Source organism: Campylobacter concisus, assembly GCF_902460705.1.
Lineage (GTDB): Bacteria > Campylobacterota > Campylobacteria > Campylobacterales > Campylobacteraceae > Campylobacter_A > Campylobacter_A concisus_Z.
On record NZ_CABPUP010000002.1, the window covers coordinates 96,728 to 116,016 of the forward strand.

19 protein-coding genes, 1 tRNA gene and 1 pseudogene are annotated in these 19,289 nt (G+C 40.1%); 7 read left to right on the top strand and 14 right to left on the bottom strand.

The features are described 5' to 3' along the window. Positions 1–2: 2 nt before the first annotated feature. The 4 genes from F3G75_RS04455 to tupB all read right to left on the bottom strand — a co-directional run bounded on the left by F3G75_RS04455 (position 3) and on the right by tupB (position 2,931). A complete protein-coding gene (locus tag F3G75_RS04455; protein ID WP_009496297.1) occupies positions 3–179 on the bottom strand; it encodes a twin-arginine translocation signal domain-containing protein in 177 nt (58 codons plus the stop codon). Next, entirely contained in the window at positions 166–891 is a 726-nt protein-coding gene (locus F3G75_RS04460) for a TorD/DmsD family molecular chaperone (protein WP_149716705.1), read from the bottom strand. The genes F3G75_RS04455 and F3G75_RS04460 overlap by 14 nt, the downstream gene beginning before the upstream one ends. Positions 892–1,190: 299 nt before the next feature. After that, positions 1,191–2,144: a tungstate ABC transporter ATP-binding protein TupC gene (gene tupC / locus F3G75_RS04465; protein WP_149716706.1), complete on the bottom strand. Its 954-nt coding sequence runs from the start codon at positions 2,142–2,144 to the stop codon at positions 1,191–1,193. A 94-nt stretch (positions 2,145–2,238) separates the two neighbouring features. Next, on the bottom strand, positions 2,239–2,931 hold the full coding sequence (gene tupB, locus F3G75_RS04470) for a tungstate ABC transporter permease TupB (RefSeq protein ID WP_087585579.1): 693 nt from the start codon (positions 2,929–2,931) through the stop codon (positions 2,239–2,241). Positions 2,932–3,003: 72 nt separating this feature from the next. On the opposite strand from tupB, the gene tupA reads away from it, so the two are divergent. Then, entirely contained in the window at positions 3,004–3,822 is an 819-nt protein-coding gene (gene tupA / locus F3G75_RS04475; protein WP_149716707.1) for a tungstate ABC transporter substrate-binding protein TupA, read from the top strand. A gap of 78 nt (positions 3,823–3,900) precedes the next feature. On the opposite strand, the gene F3G75_RS04480 is transcribed toward tupA, so the two are convergent. The 5 genes from F3G75_RS04480 to fdhD form a co-directional block, all read right to left on the bottom strand. Next, positions 3,901–5,097 carry a hypothetical protein gene (locus F3G75_RS04480; protein ID WP_149716708.1) on the bottom strand — a complete coding sequence of 399 codons (1,197 nt, stop codon included), beginning with the start codon at positions 5,095–5,097 and terminating at the stop codon, positions 3,901–3,903. A 70-nt stretch (positions 5,098–5,167) separates the two neighbouring features. Next, entirely contained in the window at positions 5,168–6,496 is a 1,329-nt protein-coding gene (locus F3G75_RS04485; protein ID WP_149716709.1) for an aminotransferase class V-fold PLP-dependent enzyme, read from the bottom strand. A gap of 183 nt (positions 6,497–6,679) precedes the next feature. Then, positions 6,680–6,868 carry a hypothetical protein gene (locus F3G75_RS04490; RefSeq protein ID WP_004321084.1) on the bottom strand — a complete coding sequence of 63 codons (189 nt, stop codon included), beginning with the start codon at positions 6,866–6,868 and terminating at the stop codon, positions 6,680–6,682. A gap of 27 nt (positions 6,869–6,895) precedes the next feature. Next, positions 6,896–7,663: a winged helix-turn-helix domain-containing protein gene (locus F3G75_RS04495; RefSeq protein WP_149716710.1), complete on the bottom strand. Its 768-nt coding sequence runs from the start codon at positions 7,661–7,663 to the stop codon at positions 6,896–6,898. Further along, positions 7,656–8,438, bottom strand: coding sequence for a formate dehydrogenase accessory sulfurtransferase FdhD (gene fdhD / locus F3G75_RS04500; RefSeq protein WP_149716711.1), 783 nt, complete (start codon positions 8,436–8,438; stop codon positions 7,656–7,658). The genes F3G75_RS04495 and fdhD overlap by 8 nt, the downstream gene beginning before the upstream one ends. 401 nt (positions 8,439–8,839) lie before the next feature. Between fdhD and F3G75_RS04505 the strand changes: the two genes are divergently transcribed. Together F3G75_RS04505 and F3G75_RS04510 are read left to right on the top strand one after the other, a co-directional pair. Beyond that, positions 8,840–10,117: a type I restriction enzyme subunit R domain-containing protein gene (locus F3G75_RS04505; RefSeq protein ID WP_223154341.1), complete on the top strand. Its 1,278-nt coding sequence runs from the start codon at positions 8,840–8,842 to the stop codon at positions 10,115–10,117. Further along, positions 10,107–10,765: pseudogene (locus F3G75_RS04510) on the top strand (M48 family metallopeptidase). The gene F3G75_RS04505 and the pseudogene F3G75_RS04510 overlap by 11 nt, the downstream one beginning before the upstream one ends. A gap of 111 nt (positions 10,766–10,876) precedes the next feature. Here F3G75_RS04510 and F3G75_RS04515 read toward each other — a convergent pair. From F3G75_RS04515 to aspS, 5 genes are all read right to left on the bottom strand, one after another. Then, positions 10,877–10,953: transfer RNA gene (locus tag F3G75_RS04515), tRNA-Ile, on the bottom strand. A 122-nt stretch (positions 10,954–11,075) separates the two neighbouring features. Next, positions 11,076–11,594, bottom strand: coding sequence for an inorganic diphosphatase (gene ppa, locus F3G75_RS04520; RefSeq protein ID WP_149716712.1), 519 nt, complete (start codon positions 11,592–11,594; stop codon positions 11,076–11,078). A gap of 69 nt (positions 11,595–11,663) precedes the next feature. After that, positions 11,664–11,999 (bottom strand): NirD/YgiW/YdeI family stress tolerance protein, encoded by a 336-nt coding sequence (locus tag F3G75_RS04525; protein ID WP_149716713.1) that lies wholly within the window; start codon positions 11,997–11,999, stop codon positions 11,664–11,666. A gap of 105 nt (positions 12,000–12,104) precedes the next feature. Then, the gene (locus F3G75_RS04530) at positions 12,105–12,674 is read right to left on the bottom strand and encodes an adenylate kinase (protein ID WP_149716714.1); all 570 of its coding nucleotides are present in this window, start codon (positions 12,672–12,674) and stop codon (positions 12,105–12,107) included. 190 nt (positions 12,675–12,864) lie between these two features. Further along, positions 12,865–14,622: an aspartate--tRNA ligase gene (aspS, locus tag F3G75_RS04535; protein WP_149716715.1), complete on the bottom strand. Its 1,758-nt coding sequence runs from the start codon at positions 14,620–14,622 to the stop codon at positions 12,865–12,867. 92 nt (positions 14,623–14,714) lie between these two features. Between aspS and F3G75_RS04540 the strand changes: the two genes are divergently transcribed. The 4 genes from F3G75_RS04540 (at position 14,715) to F3G75_RS04555 (ending at position 19,230) form a co-directional block, all read left to right on the top strand. Then, on the top strand, positions 14,715–15,590 hold the full coding sequence (locus F3G75_RS04540) for an NAD(+) kinase (protein ID WP_149716716.1): 876 nt from the start codon (positions 14,715–14,717) through the stop codon (positions 15,588–15,590). After that, on the top strand, positions 15,583–17,103 hold the full coding sequence (locus tag F3G75_RS04545; RefSeq protein WP_188115388.1) for an AAA family ATPase: 1,521 nt from the start codon (positions 15,583–15,585) through the stop codon (positions 17,101–17,103). Before F3G75_RS04540 ends, F3G75_RS04545 begins: the two co-directional genes overlap by 8 nt. Positions 17,104–17,191: 88 nt before the next feature. Beyond that, positions 17,192–18,448, top strand: coding sequence for a GGDEF domain-containing response regulator (locus F3G75_RS04550; protein ID WP_149716717.1), 1,257 nt, complete (start codon positions 17,192–17,194; stop codon positions 18,446–18,448). Further along, the gene (locus tag F3G75_RS04555; RefSeq protein WP_149716718.1) at positions 18,445–19,230 is read left to right on the top strand and encodes a TatD family hydrolase; all 786 of its coding nucleotides are present in this window, start codon (positions 18,445–18,447) and stop codon (positions 19,228–19,230) included. Before F3G75_RS04550 ends, F3G75_RS04555 begins: the two co-directional genes overlap by 4 nt. Positions 19,231–19,289 lie beyond the last annotated feature (59 nt).

Below are 19,289 nucleotides of genomic sequence, written 5' to 3' on the forward strand. Positions count from 1 at the left end.
TATTATTTTGCTTGTTCGTAGTATAGATCCCAGTTTTTGCTTCTTTTATAAAGCACCTCTGTCTTTTTGCTTTTACCGTATTTTAGGTTTGACGCCGCTGCCGTCGCTACTCCGGCCGTAGCCGCTACAGCTCCGACTAGCCCCGCCTTTTTTAAAAATTCTCGCCTATTTTTTTGCATTTTCTTCCTCCATAGCTTTTAGTTTTCTCACTCGGTTTTTTTGTCTTCTTATAGCCTCAGATCTTGAAATTCCGTCCAACGTCTTTTTATTTTCGCCGTGATTTATAGGACGCGGCGCGCTCAAAACTACGCGCTCAAACTCGATAAATCCTTGCAGTAGCACTGCGACGTCCTTGTAAATTTCGCTGCTTTCGTGATTAAAAAGACTCTCTATAAACTCATCGATGTTTGGATTTATGACCTCTTTAAAAAGCTGCTCCTCAAGCTCGCCGTATAGCTCCAGCTCGCTCTCTCGCGCGATAAATTCACTCATCAGCGCAAATACAAAGCCCACGTTATCTTCGTTTTCTTTAAATTTAGCCTCGTCGCGCCTAATGTCTGTGCGGGCTAAAATTTTACGCACTTTTGCGCAGGCGTGTCCGACCTCGTAGCCCTCGTCGTAGTAGGACAGCGAGTTTCTAAGCGGACTTGGCAGAGCGTGGAAAATTTCATCGAATTCATCCGCTAAATTTTGCGAATTTTTCTCGTCGAATTTTGCCTGTATGCGCATTATCGCGGCGGCCGATTCTTCGTTTAGAGCGTATGCCGAGGCAAGGCCTAGCATCGCGTTTACGCCGCTAAATCTATCGGCGTCCTGGCTAAAAACGAAAAAACGCGAAAATAGCGAGTAGTAAAGCCCGCGTCCCGCCGCGAATTCTCCCTTGCTAGTCATCGCCTTCCTTTATCATTTTTGTCTATTTTTTGAGATTTTTCTCGATTGTGAAACTATACTACTTTTTGGCTTATTTCTTATACTTAAAAAAAAATAAATTAAAAAAATTAATATACGCTTAAATATGCCTTAATTGCATATTGCTTGTAGCGAATTTTAGGGGATAAAAGAAATATGAAATTTGCGCATATATCTTGCATTTACGTTCATTTTGATATTTACTTTTAACTCGGCTATTTTAACGGGCGTTAAATGAGCCTAAATTTAAAACCGGGAGCGAAATTTGCAAAATTTGAGGCTCATTCAAGCCCCAAAAACGCCCCTTCGTCAAATTTAAAATAAATCCTCTCGCCGACGTTAAAATTTTGCGAATTAGGTACCAAAGTTTTTATCAAAAAGTCGCCGACTTTGATTTTCACCAAAAGCTCTTTGCCAAGATAGAGCGAAACCGAGTGCAAGATGCCCTCAAGATAGCCTTCTATCAGCGTTTTGCTTAGCGTTATTTTACTTGGATTTACGGCGATCTTTACGGCGTTACGTAAATTTTGCGGCAAATTTACGCTCGCGTTTTCGTCAAATTTTAAAACCCCGTCCCGCGCGTCGAATATATTTTTGTACTCGAATTCGCACACGCGACCTTTGTGCAAAAAGACGTTTTCTTCGGCGATGGCGGTTAGCCATTTGTCGTCGTGGCTAGCGATCACAAAGCCGCAGCCGTATCTTTGCCGCATGTAAAGCACCGCCTTGCCAAACAGTTTTGACGTGCCCACGTCCACACTATTTGTCGGCTCGTCGAGTAGATAAAGACGCGATCTAAGCGCCAAATTTAACGCAAAGCTAACGCGCTGCGTCTGTCCGGAGCTAAGCTCAAAGTGACGCTTGTTTAAAAAACTCTCGTCAAGTCCGACCAAATTTAACGCCTCGCTCGCTCGCTCGTCAAATTCCCCCAGCACTCCGCGACTTTTTAAGACGGCTTTAAAATTTTCCCTCACGGAGCGTTTTAAAAGCGCGGGCTCTGGCAACAAAACGCTAACGTCGCGCAGTAAATTTAGACTAGGCGAGCTGCTTCCCCACAGCCGCACCTCGCCGCCAGTTGGCTTTTGCAAAAACGAAATCACACGCATCAGCGTGCTTTTGCCGCTACCGTTGCTGCCCGTTAGCGCGGTGATTTTGCTAACGTCGATATCAAGGCGCGGGATGTTTAAAATCTCACTCGTGCCGTAGTTTAGGCGTAAATTTCTAACGTTTATCACTTTTTGCCTTTACCGTTAAATTTAAATAAAGGGCTCAAATTTGACGGGCCCAGCCAGCTTTTTGCGATCGTAAAATTTCTAAATTTATCAAATTTCATCTATCCAGCCTTTTTAGCGCATGTATCGCCAAATTTACCGCAAATGCGATAAAGATAAGCACCAAAGCTAGCGCTATACCCATCGCAAACTCGCCCTTGTTCGTCTCCAGCGACACCGCAGTCGTGATCGTGCGGGTAAAATATTTGATATTTCCGCCGATCATCATCGCCACGCCGACCTCGGCCACGATACGCCCGTACGCCGTCGCTACGACTACCATCAAAGCATATCTTAGCTCATAAAGCACGCAGCCAACGAGCCTTGGCGCGCTCAGGCGTAAATTTAGGATGGTTAGATAGTGCTTTTTGTCCATATTTTCAACGACGCTAGCGCTTAGCGAGACGATGATGGGTAGCGCCAGTACAAACTGCCCCAGCATCACGGCCTTTAGCGTAAAAAGCAGCCCAAACTCGCCAAACGGGCCGTTTCGCGTGATAAATGCATACAAAATAAGTCCGATCGCAACGGTGGGCATCGCAAGCGCCGTATCGCTGAGCAGTCTCAAAATCCTGCGCCCTTTAAAATCGTAAAATCCCAGCGTAAAGCCTAGCGGAAAACCGACTAAAATCGCAAAAAATATCGAAACGCTCGAAGTGTAAAGCGTCGCTCTGATCGCCGAATACGTTTCCTCATCGCCGCTAAAAAGCAGCCTAAAGGCCTCTAAGAATCCGTTTAGTAGAAAGTCCAAATATTATTTCTCCGTATGTTTATATGGTTAATTTAATATGCTATAATAGCATACTTTTAAAAAAGGAGAAAAATGAAAAAAGTAATATTAGGCTCGCTAATCGCGAGCGTTTTGGCGTTTGCGGGCGATAGCGAACTCATCATGGCTACCACCACCAGCACCGATAACACGGGGCTACTAGACGCGATCTACCCTGCGTATAAGGCAAAAACCGGCGTCGATATCAAATGGACTGCCGTAGGCACGGGCGCTGCTTTAAAACTTGGCGAAAACTGCGATGCGGACATACTTTTCGTGCATTCGCCAAAAGTTGAGAAAGAATTCGTAGAAAAAGGCTTTGGCGTCGAGAGAAAAGCCGTAATGTACAATGATTTCGTCGTTATCGCCGATAAATCTATCGCCGATAAATTTAAAGGCAAAGACATAAAAGAGAGCTTTGAGCTGATCAAAAAAGAGAATATCAAATTTTTCTCTCGCGGCGATAAATCAGGCACTGACAACAAAGAAAAAGGTATCTGGAAAAAAATCATCGGCGAAGTGCCTGAAAAAGACGGCTGGTATATGCAAACCGGCCAAGGCATGCTAGCTACCATCAACGCTGCAGCCGAGCAAAAGGGCGTGACGTTCACTGACCGCGGCACCTACATCAAGTACGAGGACACCAAAAAAGGCGCGCCTGAGATGGTCATCATCAACGAGGGCGACAACGACCTAAAGAACTTCTACTCGCTAATCGCGGTAAATCCGAAGCACTGCGCTAAGGCCGACATCGAAAATGCAGAGAAATTTATAAAATGGGCTACAAGCGAAGAGGGTCAGAAATTTATAGGTGACTTTAAGCTGCTAGATAAGCCGCTTTTCACGCCTGACGCAAACAGTCGCAAAAACTAATTTTCGCGCGTTTAGGTCAAATTTGACTCTACTCGCGTAAATTCGGGCGCGCTTTGCGCCCTTTTTATAAATCAAAATCTATTTTACCTCTTCTTCAAATTTAAACTCACCGACGTTATTTTTAAATATTTCAAAACACTTATTACTAACCACCTCGTCTTTAGTATATGCTTGATATAATTTTAGTAATTCTAAAGTCGTTATTATTAATATACCTTCACTTTTTGCATAGCTTATTTGATTGGCATGTATCGGCTCCCTTTTGCTAGGATCTATGTCGCGTTGAGGATTAATTATCAGTAGTCCCTTTACGTTATCAGGAGACATAGTATTATCTTCGGCTATTAAAAAATCAGTTACATGTTTCTTGCATTGTGCTATATTGCTATTTTTAACGTTTGTGTTTATCCCTTTTATTTCTACTATAAAGTTCATATTTCCACATTCGAATCTAAAATCTTCTTTTTTTACATCTATAAAATGGCTGTCTGTTAGTTTAAAAATATCTACTAAAATTTCCTTCACTACACCAACCAGCTCATCTCCTGTTGAATATAGGATTGATTTAAATCTATTATTTTTAGATATTTCTTTTTCTAATACATCAAGTTGTTTTAATATTTCATCTTTTTCATTCAAATAACTTATATTACTAAAATGCTCTATATTGTTTATCCATTCCGGAGCTACAGACTTCTGATATTTAGACAATATAAAATAAAGAACCGCGCGAGCCGCATTATTGTCTTTTATGTCTAGTGTTGTTATATATACGCCATTAATCTCCAATATAACATTTTTTCCGCCGTTTGATTTTTTTAACGATCTGTGTATAGACTCATCAAAAACAAAATCAGATAAGAATGTGTAATCATCTATTTTAGTTACACTTCTTTCATATCTGATAGTTGGAAAATTACGTATCATTGGCGATAAAGAATCCGGAAAATATTGGATTATACTAGATATTTTTACATTGGAAATACTTATTGTCCAGCCATCACCACCAATTTCTTCTGTTGTTATATTTTGTGGCATTATTATCAAAGTATTACTTTTTTTAGTTTCCTTAAGTATTTCTGATAATAAGCTAGCAAATCCTTTAATGTCCAAACATATACTTTTCCTTTTATCAGATTTCCAGAGCTTACCATCATTAAAATCTATTATATTAAAGTCAAATTCATCAAAACTTCTCGGCTCGCTTATTTTGCTTATACAAAAACTTTCATCTCTCAAAAAGCAAGTGCGTTTAGTTAGTATTTGAATCTTCATTTTATACTCCAAATAGTTTATATAATTTGTATAAATTCCAATTTTTATATATTAAATTTTATTTTTTTGCTTAGAAAATCTTCCCGCCGAACATCTCATACATCGCCTTTTCCTCGCCCCAAAGCTCGCGGTGTTTTTTGATGCAGGATTTTATCGCGCCAACTAGATAGCGCACGTCGCGCTCGGTGTGCGTGTAGTGCAGGCTCACGCGCACGAAGCCGGGCTTACTTTCTGGCATGCGACCCTCCTTGATACCCAGCAGATCGTGAGCGTACGGCCCCGCGCACATCACGCCCGCGCGCGTCTGGATACCAAAGTCGTTGCTAAGGCTCGCGGCGAAATCATACGCCGAGACGCCGCGCACGTTAAACGAAATTATCGGTAGCCGCGGCGCGCCTTTTGGAGCGTAGTTTATGACCTCGTCAATGCCCGTTAGCTCGCTCTCAAAAAGCCGTGCTAGCTCGTCCTCGGCGCTTTTTATCCTATCAAAACCGACTTCGTTTCGCAGCGCGTAAGCCAAATTTGCCCGCATAAGCCCGATAATAGGCGGCGTACCGCCTTCTTCTAGCTGCTCGGGGTTTTTCAAAAATACGTGCCCTTCACGGCTGGCGTAGGCGACCGTCCCGCCCGCGGCAAATGTCGGCACGTCGCTACTGAGCAGCTCTTTTTTAATCACCAAAAGCCCGCAGCTAGCAGGTCCGCCAAGTAACTTATGCGGCGAGAGAAAAATCGCGTCAAAGTAGTCGTAGTCTAAATTTGCGTGAGAGCTCAGCGCCGCGCAGTCAAAAGCGACGATGCCGCCCGCAGCTCTGATTAGCTCGCTGATCTTTTTATAGTCGCTAATGACGCCCGTGACGTTTGAGGCGGCGCTAAACGAGCCGATGATGCGGCGTCCGGCATTTAGCTTCAGGATGCGCTCAAGTGCGAGCAGATCGATCTCGCCGCCCTCGCTAAGCGGCACGCGCATGTAGTCGCAAAGCCCCTCGCGAAAGCTAAGTTCGTTTGAGTGGTGTTCGTAGGGCGAAACGAGCACGAGCGGAAGCTGCACAGCGCGTAAATTTGCCTCGCCGATCGCGCTTCTGGTCGCAGGCGGTAGATAGATGCCAAGCAGCTCCTGAAATTTCTTGATCGCGGCCGTCGCGCCCTGCCCGCAAGCGATGAGATAAAACCGCTCGTCAAGACCTAGCAGCTTTTTTAGGCTCTCGCGCGCGCCCTCGTAGCGCCTCTGCGTGATGATCGCACTCGAACTACTGTCGGAGTGTGTGTTGGCGTAGGTTTTGAGCGCCTCCGCTATCTCGCGCTCTACGGGCTCATAAGCAAGCCCCGAAGCCGCGAAATCAAAATAGTGCACGCCCGGCTTTAGGATGATATTTTTTCTTATTTCGTCTAAATTTGCCATTTTTTACTCTTTAAATTTGATACGGTAATTATAGTAAATTTTCGCAAATTTGGGGCTTTTGCGGTGGAAATGATTTAGTAAATTTGGAGGTTAAATTTGAGCAAGCTAAATTTAACCGCAAAGCGGCAAATTTAACTTGATAAAGCACAGAAGCGTGAGCCACAGAGGCTCACGACCATTTTATTATTTGTTTATAAAATTTTTCTCTAGCCACTCGATAGCTTTTGCTTCGGTTTCAAAGCGTCCGCTTTTAGCGACTTGATTTTGCCCCTCATAGAAGCGGATCCTGATACCGTCTTGGACGCTATCTACCTTTACTCTGGTGATCTTATCTTTGTTTAGATAGACCCTATCGTTTAGTTTTACGTACATTTTTTCTCCCTTAAATTTGATGTGGTTTTATTTATTTTTATCTTTTTTGTCGTCTTTAGCTGCGTCATTTTTCTCGCCGTCTTTTTTCAAAAACAACTCCTTAAAGCGCTTATCCGCAAAATCCTCGATGTCGTTTTGAAGCTGCCTATAGGCGTTTATGAGCTCATGCGCGCGCTCGTTTAGCGTCGTGCCTGCGTTTTCGCCGCCGCCTTGCTTGGTGGTAAAGAGCTCCTCTTTTAGATTTTTTTGCAAAATTTGCAGATGAGTCCAGCATTTTTTATAGTTCATGCCTAGGATTTCGGCAGCCTTTGAGATCGAGCCGACCTCAGCGATGACGTCTAGGACTTCGGTTTTACCTTTGCCGAAGATAAGCTCGCCCTCGTCGTTTTCTATCCAGGTTTTGGTTTTTACTCTCATCTTTTTTCCTTTCTTCTCCTTAAAACACCCCAACTGGCAGTATTTTACGTCGATTTTATAGTCTTTTAGCGTCGAGCGGATCGTCTTTAGCCCCACGTCCGCAGCTGCGTCTCTAGCGTCTTTGCACAGTATTCTGCCCTTTTCGTCGGTCATCTGTTTTAGCTGCGTCATCACGGTGTATTTGCCGCGTCCGTTTTCCAGCCCGCCAAACTGCCCCAGCTCGCAGTTGTCGATCTTTACGCCCATTTTTTCAGCCTCGTCGCTAACCTCGCCGATCTCTACGCCTAGCTTTGCGGCGATCTTAAACGCCGCGCCGCAGTCTAGCCTGCCCTTTGGATTTAACAGTTTTGTTATCAGTTCGCGGATTTGCTCACTCATAGATTCTCTCTGCGCCGCTATACACGTTTATGTTTTCGCCGCGAGCAAAGCCGCACAGCGTTAGGTTAAATTTACGCGCTATCACGACACCAAGACTAGTCGGAGCCGTACGCGAGACGAGCACTGGGATGCCGTGCATGACGGCTTTTGCGACCATTTCGGAGCTGAGCCTGCCGCTCACCATCAAAAACGAATTTTGCAGCTGCGCGCCGGCTAGTATAGCTTTGCCGACGGCTTTGTCTATGGTGTTATGCTGAGCGATATCCTCGCCGATGTAAAACTGCTCTCCGTTCACGAAAAGCTTAGCCGTATGCACGCAGCCCGTCATCTCGTAAAGCTCGCACTGCGTGTAAAACTGCCCCATCTGGCGCAAAATTTCGTCTTTGTTAAATTTGACGTCGGCCTTTACGGAGCGCGCCGCCATAGCCCCCGGGTCGATATTTGCCGTCGAGCTGCGCCCGCAGCCGCTGATTATCACCTTTTCCTCGTCAAACTGCTCGAGGCGCTTTTCGTTGATTTTAGCCTTTACCCGCACGCTTAAAGCGTCGCTTGAAAGCTCTATACTCTCGATATCCTCAGGGCTTGCGATCAAATTTTCGCTGATGAGATAGCCTGCAGCTAGTGCCTCCTGATCGGTCGGAGTCGCCATGAGCGCGCCGAAACGCTTGCTGTTTATGTAGATCTCAAGCTTGATCTCGCGCACCAAAACATCATCAACGACGCTTTTTTGCGCGCCTTTAAATTTGATGATTTGCGTCGTAAAAATAGGTTGCATGATTTTCCTTAATTTTTGCGAAATGATAGCTTGAAAATCTAAATTTAAGATTTGATTGTAATGAATTATTGCTTAAATCAAGCAAAAACTTAAACGCTTTTTAGCGCGTTTTTATCGGTATCTGATGATGATTTGTATATGCAAATTTAGCATATTTCTTAAGATATTTTTGACCACGATTTTATCATTATCTATTATTTGCATAAGAAATGAAGGAATAATAAAAAATAGCATAAGGCTAGAACGAGATCGCACATAACTTGCCGCATATGTAGATTAAATCTTGAAAAATCATAAATATAATTTTCAGCCTGACGTAAGACCGAGAAGAAAATTTATATTATAGAGTCAAGTTAAAAAAACTAATTTTTGTCAAGCTGTATTTTACTGTTATATAGCCCGTGCATGACTCAAACACGCCGACCGTATATAAAAAGCCCTTAAAATTTATTTACGGCGACGAGATAGATTTGCTCATCGTCGTGGATAAGCTTTTAACGGGATTTGACGCGCCAAGAGCAAGCACGCTTTATATAGATAAACAGCTAAAAGAGCATAATTTGCTTCAAGCCATAGCTAGAGTAAATAGGCTTTACGACGGAAAAGATTATGGCTACATCATAGACTATAGAGGGCTTTTAGGAGAGCTTGATCAGGCGCTTACTAGCTATGCTTCGCTAAGCGGCTTTGACCCAGAAGATATAACTGGAGCCGTGATAGACGTAAGAAGCGAGATAATAAAGGCTAAGACTTACTATACTCATTTGGACGATCTTTTTAGCGGCGTGAAATTTAAAGATGATCTGGAGAGCTACGTGGCGGTTTTAGAGGACGTGCAAAAACGAGATGACTTTAAAGAGTGGCTATCACAGTTTGCTAGGGCGTTTAAGCTAGCGCTTTCTAGCGAGAAAATTTATGACATATTAAGCGAAGAGGAGATTAAAGCTTATAAGCAGAGGGTTAAATTTTATAACGAGCTAAGAAAGGCTGTGCAGCTAAGGTATCACGAGGCTTGCGACTTTGGCAAATACGAAGCGCAGATGCAAAAGCTGCTTGATACTTACGTAAATGCACAACGGGTTAATGAGCTTACGAAACTCGTAAATATCTTTGAGACGGAATTTGACGATGAGGTGCAAAGGGTAGAGGGCAAAAACGCAAAGGCTGATACGATCATCAGCGCCGTAAGCGTGGTGGTAAAAGAGAAAATGGACTCAAATCCAGCGTTTTATAAATCAATAGCGCAGCAGATACAAGATATCATCGACGAATACAAGGCAAAAAGGCTAAGCGAGGAAGAAAAGCTTGCCAAAGCAAAACTGCTAAAAGACATCATAACTGGCGCTTTAAAGCCAAATGAAGATAGGTATCCAAAAGAATTTAATGGTAAGAAAATTTTATTTGCTATCTATGATAATTTGCTTGACATTTTGGCAGATGTGGAGCTTGTGGATGTTGAGGTGGTCGCTAAAAATTTGAGCATGAAATTTTATGAAATTTACGAAGAAGCCTCAAAAAAACCTGAGTGGTATAAAAATATGGACGTAGAAAATGAGATAACAAGCGCTATGGAGGATGCCCTTTGGGATGTCGAGGACGAATACGGCGTTTCTATCGATGAGAAGGAGAAAATTTACCAAACTATCCGTGGAATAGAGATAAGCTTTTATGTTAAATGAGGTGAAAATCATTAAAAAAGAGGTGAAAAATATCACCTTAAAAGTTAGACCAAATGGCGAAGTGATCCTAACGGCGCCAAAAACGGCAAGCGATGAGTATATAAAATTTATCATAAAAAAAAGAGCTAAATGGATAACGCAAAAGCGTGCGTTTTTTACCTCATTTAATACATCCGAAAAAGAATACGTAAGTGGCGAAGACTTTAAATATCTTGGGCGAAGCTACCGGCTTAAAGTTGTGCAGTCTAAAGAGGAGCGCGTAAAGCTACAAATGGGCTATCTTGAGCTCTTTGTTAAAGATAAAAGCGACCTAGAGCAAAAAGAAAATTTAGTCTATGAGTGGTATCATGAAAAGGCGACGTTATATTTTTTAATATCTTGCAAGAATTTAACAAGATAGTAAAACAAGATATCAAAAGCGTAAAAATAAGGCAGATGAAAACAAGATGGGGGAGTTGCAACACCTATAAATCATATATAAATTTAAACATAGAGCTTATCAAAAAGCCAAGAGTGTGTATCGAGTATGTCGTATTTCACGAGCTTGCTCACCTGCTGTATCCAAATCACTCAAAGAAATTTTATGACTATCTAACGCTTTATATGCCTGATTGGCAAAAACGCAAGGAAATTTTAGAAAGAGTTTAGAAAATTTGGCTTAAATTTTGGACTATTAAACATTTTTGTATTTTAAAAGTATTTTAAAATCTAAGGAAAAGTGATGAAAAATTTTTGATTTTTTAATGTTGATAAAGTAAGTGGTGGGTTCACCAGGACTCGAACCTGGGACCATCCGGTTATGAGCCGGATGCTCTAACCAACTGAGCTATGAACCCACAGTTGAAAGAAAATCGTATTATACAAGAAAAAGCTTATCTAAATATAAAAAATAGCCTTTTTATGTGGAGTATAAAACGAACAAATTTAAAAAGAAAAGCCCTAAAATAGGGCTTATAAATTATTTATAATTTTTTATCGCAGCGTCTAAAATCTCTTTTGCAGTATTTGCATCTTTAAATTCTTTCACCTTAACCCATTTGTTTGGCTCAAGAATTTTATAAGTTTCAAAGAAATTTTTGATCTTATTTAGTGTTGCAGCTGGTAGATCCTCGTAGCTTTTTATCGCATCATATCTTGGATCGATCTTTGTAACTGGCACAGCCAAAAGCTTCTCGTCCATGCCTGCTTCATCTTCCATCACCAAAACACCTATTAAGCGGCAAGGGATGACGCTACCAGCTTGGAGTGGATACTCATTTAGCACCAAAATATCAGCTGGATCGCCATCGGCTGCAAGTGTATTTGGCACAAAGCCATAGTTTGCTGGATAGAACATCGCTGAGTAAAGTACGCGATCAACAACGACTGCACCGCTATCTTTATCGATCTCGTATTTGATATTTGAGCCATAAGGTATTTCGATTACGGCATTGATTTTATCTGGGTTTGAGCCAAATTTGATCTTTGAAACGTCCATATATTCGTCCTTTGTGTTAGAAATTTTCGTGATTTTAGTATTTTTTGCATTAAATACTCGTAAATTTAACTACTTTACAACCTCTACGCTATCTACATCGATCTCTGTTTTTGTAAGGTCTTTATCTATCTCACCTCTTATTCGTAAAGGTGTATCTTCATTGACTGTTATGTTGCCCCATTTATTATTATCGATCTCAACAACGATGACGTCACCATTTTTATCAATAAATTCATACTTATCTGATTTTATGTGTGACTTTATCTTGCCCTCAAGCACGACCTTTGCGTCATCATTTAGCTTTAATGCCTCTTTTGCACTTATCGTTTCACTTGAGTGCTTTGATGTGAAGCCTCCAGCTATTGCGATGCTAGCAGATATTGCAGCGGTTATGATCTTTTTCATTTTTATCCTTTTTGGTTGGTTGTTAAATTTAAAGGATATTACATTTTTGGTGTTAATAAATGGTAAGTTTTAAAACCTTGCACCTTTTGATGCAAGGTCTGTGAATTATATAAGTTTAGCTAGTAAATTTTTGATGTCAGCTACGATCTCGTCGATGCCACGCTCGCCATTTACTACGTGAAGTAGCTCTTTTTCGCTGTAAAATTTGCGGATAGGTTTGATCGGATCAAGATAGACTTTCATACGGTTGTTAAAGACTTCGTTGTTATCATCAGCGCCTCTTGCACGGCCGAGCACTCTTGCTCTTGCTACATCTTCGCTAACGTCTACTTCGATGACGCCTTTAAGAGAAATTTCTTTTTGCTCGCTTAATACCTTGTCAAGCTCTGTCATTTGTTCAACGCTTCTTGGGTAGCCGTCTATTATGATGTTTGATTTTTCTGAGCCTTTAATGGCTGATACGATCGCATTTACGACAACATCAAGCGGAACCAAATTTCCTTTTGAGATAAAGCCATCTATCAGCTTACCAAGCTCGCTACCGCTAGCAACCTCAGCTCTTAAAAGATCGCCTGTTGAAAAATGTGCAAATTTTTCATCTTGCTGTGCGATGAGTGATGCGTCTGTCGTTTTGCCGCTGCCTGGAGCGCCGATGATTAAAAATAAATTCTTCATTCTTTCCCTTTTTATATTTTTTGAGCACCTTTGAACGAGTTTGAAAATTTCACCCTGCAGCAGACTATATGTCTAGCTTTGGGATGAAATTTTCTGCACAACATCCAAAATTATCTCAAAAATTTAATCTTTAAAATAAAATAACTCAAATTTAGACATCCAAAAAGTCCAAATTTATTACAACAAAATTTTAAGCCTTTTGCTCTTTTTCTCTTATCCTTAGTCCTAGCTCTCTAAGCTGCTCGTTGCTAGCGTGACTTGGTGCTTTTGTGAGTGGGCACTGAGCGCGCTGTGTTTTAGGGAAGGCTATAACATCGCGGATCGAGCCCGCTTTATTTACAAGCATATTTAGCCTGTCAAATCCTATCGCGATACCACCATGCGGAGGCGCGCCAAATGTCAATGCATCAAGTAAGAAGCCAAATTTCTCACGCTGCTCCTCTTCATCTATGCCAAGAAGCTTAAAGACCTTTTGTTGGATATCATTTTTGTGAATTCTTATACTTCCGCCACCAAGCTCAAAGCCGTTTAGTACGACGTCGTGAGCTATAGAGAGGATGTCCTCAAGATCAGGCTCGTCTATATTTTTTGGCATTGTGAATGGATGGTGCATCGCAGAGTAGCTGCCATCATCATTTTGCTCAAACATTGGGAAGTCAAGCACCCATAAAAACTCAAGTTTGTCTTGATCGATGATGCCCATTTGCTCAGCTAGGAAAATTCTAAATCTTCCCATATAATCAAGCACGATCTTTTTCTTGCCAGCACCAAAGAATACGACGTCACCAACTTTTAGTTCACATCTTGAGACGATCTCGTCAAGATCGCTTTGCTCGAAAAATTTACAAAGTGGGCCTTTTAGTCCTTCTTCTTTCATTTGGAAGTAGCCAAGACCTTGTGCACCAAATTTACGTACAAACTCCTCAAATCTATTCATCTCGCGCTTACTAAAGATGTTGTCGCCATTTGGCACTTTTAGTGCTTTGATGCGATTTTTCTTCTTATCTTTTGCGATAGAGCTAAAAATTTCATTGCTTGAGTGCTCGAAAATATCGATAACATCGATCATTTTTAGATCGTATCTAAGATCAGGCTTGTCTGAGCCGTAAGTCTCAGTGGCCTCTTTGTAGCTCATGCGTCTAAATGGCGTTTTGATATCGTATCCGCAGGCTTTAAAGATGTCTTTTAGCATCGTTTCAGCCATATTTATGATATCTTCTTGCTCCACAAAGCTCATTTCGATATCTATTTGAGTAAATTCTGGTTGGCGATCAGCCCTTAAGTCCTCGTCACGGAAGCATTTTGCTATCTGAAAATACTTATCAAAACCAGAACACATCAAAAGCTGCTTAAATAGCTGTGGGCTTTGTGGTAGCGCATAAAACTGACCTGGATATACACGGCTTGGTACTAGGTAGTCTCTCGCACCTTCTGGTGTTGCACGTGTTAAAACTGGAGTTTCAAACTCGATAAAGCCCATTTTGTCTAGGCTGTTTCTAGCTGCTATCGCCGCGCGAGAACGCATTTTAAAGATATTTTGCAAGCGTTCACTTCTAAGGTCTAAAAAGCGGTATTTTAGTCTGATGTCCTCATTTACGCTCTCATCGCCTATCATAAATGGTAGTGGCTCGCTTGGATTTTCGATGATTAGCTCACTTACTATTACTTCTATCTCACCAGTTTTTAGCTTTGAATTGGTTAGTCCTTCGCCTCTAGCCCTTACTTTTCCTTTTGCTTTTAAGACATATTCATCTCTTACTTTTGCAGCCACGTCATGTGCTTCTTTGCTGTCAGCTGGGTCACAAACTAACTGTATAAGCCCACTAACATCTCTTAAGTCGATAAAGATAACGCCTCCGTGGTCTCTATATGTGTTTGCCCAGCCACAAAGTATTACTTCTTTGCCGATATCAGCTTTGCTAAGATCGGTGCAATAATGACTTCGCATAAAATGCTCCTTTGCAATGTTTTTTAGGCAATTATAATCGCTTTTTTCTTTTGAAAAGCTTTGTTAAAATAAAATATGTTACAATCATTTCTATGAAAAATGAACAAAAATTTAATACCGCAAACGCCAAAAAAGTGGGGCTTATCGCCAAAGATTATCCATTATTTAAGCAGGATTTAGCAAAGCTGGAAAAAATTTTAAAAAAGTATAACGCAGAAATTTTGCTTGAAAAAAATTGTGCTAAGCGCATAGAAAAGAGTGGTTTTGAGCTTATAAAATTAGCTAAAGAGTGTGAATTTTTAATCACTCTTGGCGGAGATGGCACCATAATCTCAACTTGTAGAAAACTAGCTCATATCTCACCGCTTGTCCTTGGCATACATGCTGGTAGGCTAGGCTTTTTGACAGATATCACGATAAATGAGAGTGAGAAATTTTTTAAAGACTTTTTTGATGATAAATTTGAAGTAGAAACGCCTTTTATGCTTGATGTGACGCTTCACAAAAATGATGGCAAAACCGAGCAAAAGGTAGCATTTAATGACGCGGTTATCGTTAGTAAAAATGGTGGTTCGATGACGCATATCGAGGCACTTTTAAATGAAAAATATTTTAATTCATATTTTGGAGACGGCGTTATAGTGGCGACACCTGCTGGAACAACGGCATATAACATGAGTGCAAATGGCCCTATTATCTATCCATTAAGCGAAGTTTTTACAGTAACTCCTATCTGCTCGCACTCACTTACACAGCGTCCAGTCGTACTCACGAAAAATCATACGGTTAAATTTAGAACAAATAGCGATGCGATTTTGGTACTTGATGGTCAAGATAGGTTTGATATGAGTAAAATTTCGGCCGTTAGCATGAGCCTTAGCAACAAAAAAGCGAGGCTGATACGCCATATCGGTAGAGATTATTTTCAAATTTTAAAAGAGAAACTTCACTGGGGTTATAATGATTGATCGAATTTTGATTAAAGATTATCTAAATTTTAAAAATGTCGAGCTAAATTTCAAAGAGGGTCTTAGTGTATTTACGGGCGTTAGCGGCGCTGGTAAGTCGGTGCTAATGAGCGCCATAATGGCTGTTTTTGGGCTAAAAGATAGCGAGGCAAGGCTGATAGAAGCTGACGTGGAGCATAAATTTGAGCTTGATGAGTTTGGCATAGAAAACGAAGAGGTCAATATTTTCAAGCTTTTAAAAGATAAAAGCACGAGATATTTTATAAACCAACAAGCCATCTCAAAGAAAAATTTAGCCCAAGTGGCGCGTGAGCATATCAAATATCTCTCGGCAAAAGAGGCAAACGAGTTTGAAAATGAGAAATTTCTAAATTTGCTTGACAGGCTAGAAATTTCGAAAAATGAGAAATTTAAAGAGATAAAGCAGGAATTTGAAGAGGCCTTTTTGGAATTTTCTAAAATTTCAAAAGAGCTAGCCACTATAAAAGAGGAAGAGAAAAAGGTCAAGGAGCTAAAGGAGCTTGCTAGCTTTGAGATCGAGAAGATAAGAAATGTTGGGCCTAAAAAAGGCGAGTTTGAAGAGCTTATGGAGACTAAAAAAAGGCTTAGTAAAAAGGATAAGATAAATGAGGCGTGGGCTAGAGCTGATCGGATATTTGAGCTAGAGCACAGCGTAAATGAAGCACTAAGTATCAGTGATCTTGACAATGGCTTTTTTGAAGATGCAATGAACGAGCTAAGGGTTGCAAGAGATAGCCTAAATATGGAAGAGCTTGACGATATCGATGTTGAGAGCGTGCTTGATAGGATAGAAGCACTAAATGCTATTATTAGGCGATATGGTAGTGAGGAAGAGGCGCTAGAGGCACTTGATAAAAAGGAAAAAGAGCTTGCTAGATATGAAAATTTAAGCTTTGAAAAGAGCGAGCTTGAGAAGAAATTTGAAATTTTAAGCAAAAAGGCAAATGAGCTAGCTGGCGCTTTAAGCAAGACAAGGGGCGTAAATTTAAAAGAGCTTGAAGCGATGATAAATTTATATTTAAAAGAGCTTTATATGCCAGATATTACGCTAAAAATAGAAGAAAAAAGACTTGATATTTTAGGACTTGATGAGGTTTGTCTAAATTTAAATGAGACTTCGCTTAAAAATTTAAGTTCGGGCGAGCTAAACCGCCTAAGACTGGCTTTTATAGCCGCATCTAGTGAGATTACAAAAACGGGCGGTGATGTCATCATACTTGATGAAATAGATGCAAATTTAAGCGGAAAAGAGGCAATGAGTATCGCAAATGTTTTGCTTAAGCTTGCAAATTTTTATCAAATTTTTGCCATTTCACATCAGCCACAGCTTAGCTCAAAGGCAAATTCACACTTTTTAGTAGAGCGTCATGGAGAAAACTCGGTCGTAAGAGAGCTTGATAAAGATGAACGAGTGAGCGAATTAGCACGTATGATAAGCGGTGAGCACATAAGCGAAGAGGCAATAAATTTTGCTAAAGGGCTTTTAAAGTAGCTTAATTTAAATTATTAATTTAAGCTTTGTAAATAAATTTATTTGATAAAATTGTCACTAATTTAATAAAAATTTTTATGGAAACAATATGGAAAGAATTCTTGTAGTTGATGATAATAAGGCGTTAGCAAAGCTGATTGTTATGCAAATGGAAAAGAGCATTGATGATATGACAATTGATGTTGCATATAGTTTTGCCGAGGCTAAGACGCTAATTAGCGAGCATGATAAAGATTATTTTATGACTATTTTGGATTTAAATTTGCCAGATGCTCCAAATGGCGAAATTGTTGATTATGCGCTTTCCAAAGGACTTTCAGCTATTGTTTTAACAGGTAGCATTGATGATGAAACAAGGCAAAATTTTATAAATAAAGATATTGTTGATTATGTTTATAAAGGAAATATGGACGATATCAACTATATCTTTCAAATGATAAATAGACTGAGCAAAAATAGACAATACAAGGTTTTGGTTGTCGAAGACTCACTCCCTTTTAGAAATATGATAAAAAAGATATTAACTAGCCTTCAGTTTAAAGTTTTGGCCGCAGCTCATGGCGAAGAGGCAATGAATTATTTTGCGGATAATCCCGATATAAATCTTATAATAACTGATTATAGAATGCCGGTAAAAGACGGCCTTGAAGTTTTAAAAGAGGTTAGAAAAGAAAAAGATAAAAATAGTCTTGGTGTAATCGTTATGACATCTCCTAGCGAAAAGACTGACGCATCAATATTTTTAAAAAATGGTGCGAGCGATTTTATAGCAAAGCCATTTTCAAAAGAAGAGCTAATATGCCGTGTTAATAATACGATTGAAGCGATGGAAAATATAAACAAGATAGCAAATTTTGCAAATCGCGACTTCTTAACCGGAGTTTATAATAGAAGATTTTTTTATTCCGACGTGGAAGAGTATGTCCAAGCAGCTGAAGAGACCAATGAGCCTTATGCTTTTGCAATGATTGATATTGATTATTTTAAGAAGATAAATGATACATATGGCCATGATGGGGGAGACAGGATACTAAAATCAATCGCAAAAAGTTTAAATGACAATACAAAAGGAAGTGATATTGTTGCTAGATTTGGCGGCGAAGAATTTTGCGTTGTGCTTAAAAAGATAAGCCAAGAAGAAGCTGTTAAATTTTTTGTAAATTTACGAGCCAAAGTGGCTGAAAATGAAGTAACTATAAAAAAGGAAAAAGTAAAAGTTACTATATCAATAGGTGTATCTTTTGGCAATGGGCATTGCGAGATAGACGATATGCTTGAGGCTTGCGATTCAGCACTTTACACCGCAAAAGAAAATGGTAGAAATAGAGTAGAAATAGCTTTATGATTATAGATACGCATTGTCATTTAGATAGTAAAGTTTATGATCCTGACCTTGATAAAATTTTAGATGAAGCTAGAAATTTAGGGCTAAAAGGCTTTATTATCCCGGGAGCTGATATCAATGATTTACCAAAAGCGGCTAAAATAGCGCATGAAAATTCTGACATTTTCTTTGCCGCTGGAGTTCATCCATATGATAAAGAGAGTTTTAGTATTGAAATTTTAAGAAATTTTGCCAAAGATGAAAAGTGTGTGGCAATGGGTGAATGCGGTCTGGACTACTTTCGCTTACCAAAAGATGAAAGTGAAAAGTTAAAAGAAAAAGAGGATCAAAAACGTATTTTTTTAGCTCAACTTGATTTGGCTGTTGAGTTAAAAAAACCCGTTATTCTTCACATTAGGGAGGCTAATGAGGACTCTTTTAACATCTTAAAAGAGTATGCACCAAAGCTTGAAGCTGGAGCGATTTTGCATTGTTATAATGCTTCACCACTTCTTTTAGAGCTTTGTAGATTTGGGAATTTTTACTTTGGCATAGGCGGTGTTTTAACATTTAAAAATGCTAAAAATTTAGTCGAAATTTTGCCAAAAATCCCATTTGATAGGATAGTTATTGAAACTGACGCTCCTTATCTCACGCCAGAGCCAAATCGTGGTAAGAGAAATGAGCCGGCGTTTACGACATTTGTTGCTAAAAAGATAGCTGAAATTTTAAACCTTGAATTTGAAGTTGTTTGCGAAAAAACTTCAGATAATGCCAAAAGGTTATTTAAGTGTTTTGCCTAAAATTTGGGCATTGCGCTTGCTTAAGATGTTAGCATCATTAAGCTTTGACACGAAAAAGG

Coding starts and splice junctions, on each gene's coding strand:
- F3G75_RS04455 (WP_009496297.1), bottom strand. CDS start 179: ATGCAAAAAAATAGGCGAGAATTTTTAAAAAAGGCGGGGCTAGTCGGA.
- F3G75_RS04550 (WP_149716717.1), top strand. CDS start 17,192: ATGGAAAGAATTCTTGTAGTTGATGATAATAAGGCGTTAGCAAAGCTG.
- ppa (WP_149716712.1), bottom strand. CDS start 11,594: ATGGACGTTTCAAAGATCAAATTTGGCTCAAACCCAGATAAAATCAAT.
- tupA (WP_149716707.1), top strand. CDS start 3,004: ATGAAAAAAGTAATATTAGGCTCGCTAATCGCGAGCGTTTTGGCGTTT.
- F3G75_RS04480 (WP_149716708.1), bottom strand. CDS start 5,097: ATGAAGATTCAAATACTAACTAAACGCACTTGCTTTTTGAGAGATGAA.
- fdhD (WP_149716711.1), bottom strand. CDS start 8,438: ATGCAACCTATTTTTACGACGCAAATCATCAAATTTAAAGGCGCGCAA.
- F3G75_RS04495 (WP_149716710.1), bottom strand. CDS start 7,663: ATGAGTGAGCAAATCCGCGAACTGATAACAAAACTGTTAAATCCAAAG.
- F3G75_RS04490 (WP_004321084.1), bottom strand. CDS start 6,868: ATGTACGTAAAACTAAACGATAGGGTCTATCTAAACAAAGATAAGATC.
- F3G75_RS04540 (WP_149716716.1), top strand. CDS start 14,715: ATGAAAAATGAACAAAAATTTAATACCGCAAACGCCAAAAAAGTGGGG.
- F3G75_RS04555 (WP_149716718.1), top strand. CDS start 18,445: ATGATTATAGATACGCATTGTCATTTAGATAGTAAAGTTTATGATCCT.
- F3G75_RS04525 (WP_149716713.1), bottom strand. CDS start 11,999: ATGAAAAAGATCATAACCGCTGCAATATCTGCTAGCATCGCAATAGCT.
- F3G75_RS04460 (WP_149716705.1), bottom strand. CDS start 891: ATGACTAGCAAGGGAGAATTCGCGGCGGGACGCGGGCTTTACTACTCG.
- F3G75_RS04485 (WP_149716709.1), bottom strand. CDS start 6,496: ATGGCAAATTTAGACGAAATAAGAAAAAATATCATCCTAAAGCCGGGC.
- F3G75_RS04530 (WP_149716714.1), bottom strand. CDS start 12,674: ATGAAGAATTTATTTTTAATCATCGGCGCTCCAGGCAGCGGCAAAACG.
- aspS (WP_149716715.1), bottom strand. CDS start 14,622: ATGCGAAGTCATTATTGCACCGATCTTAGCAAAGCTGATATCGGCAAA.
- F3G75_RS04545 (WP_188115388.1), top strand. CDS start 15,583: ATGATTGATCGAATTTTGATTAAAGATTATCTAAATTTTAAAAATGTC.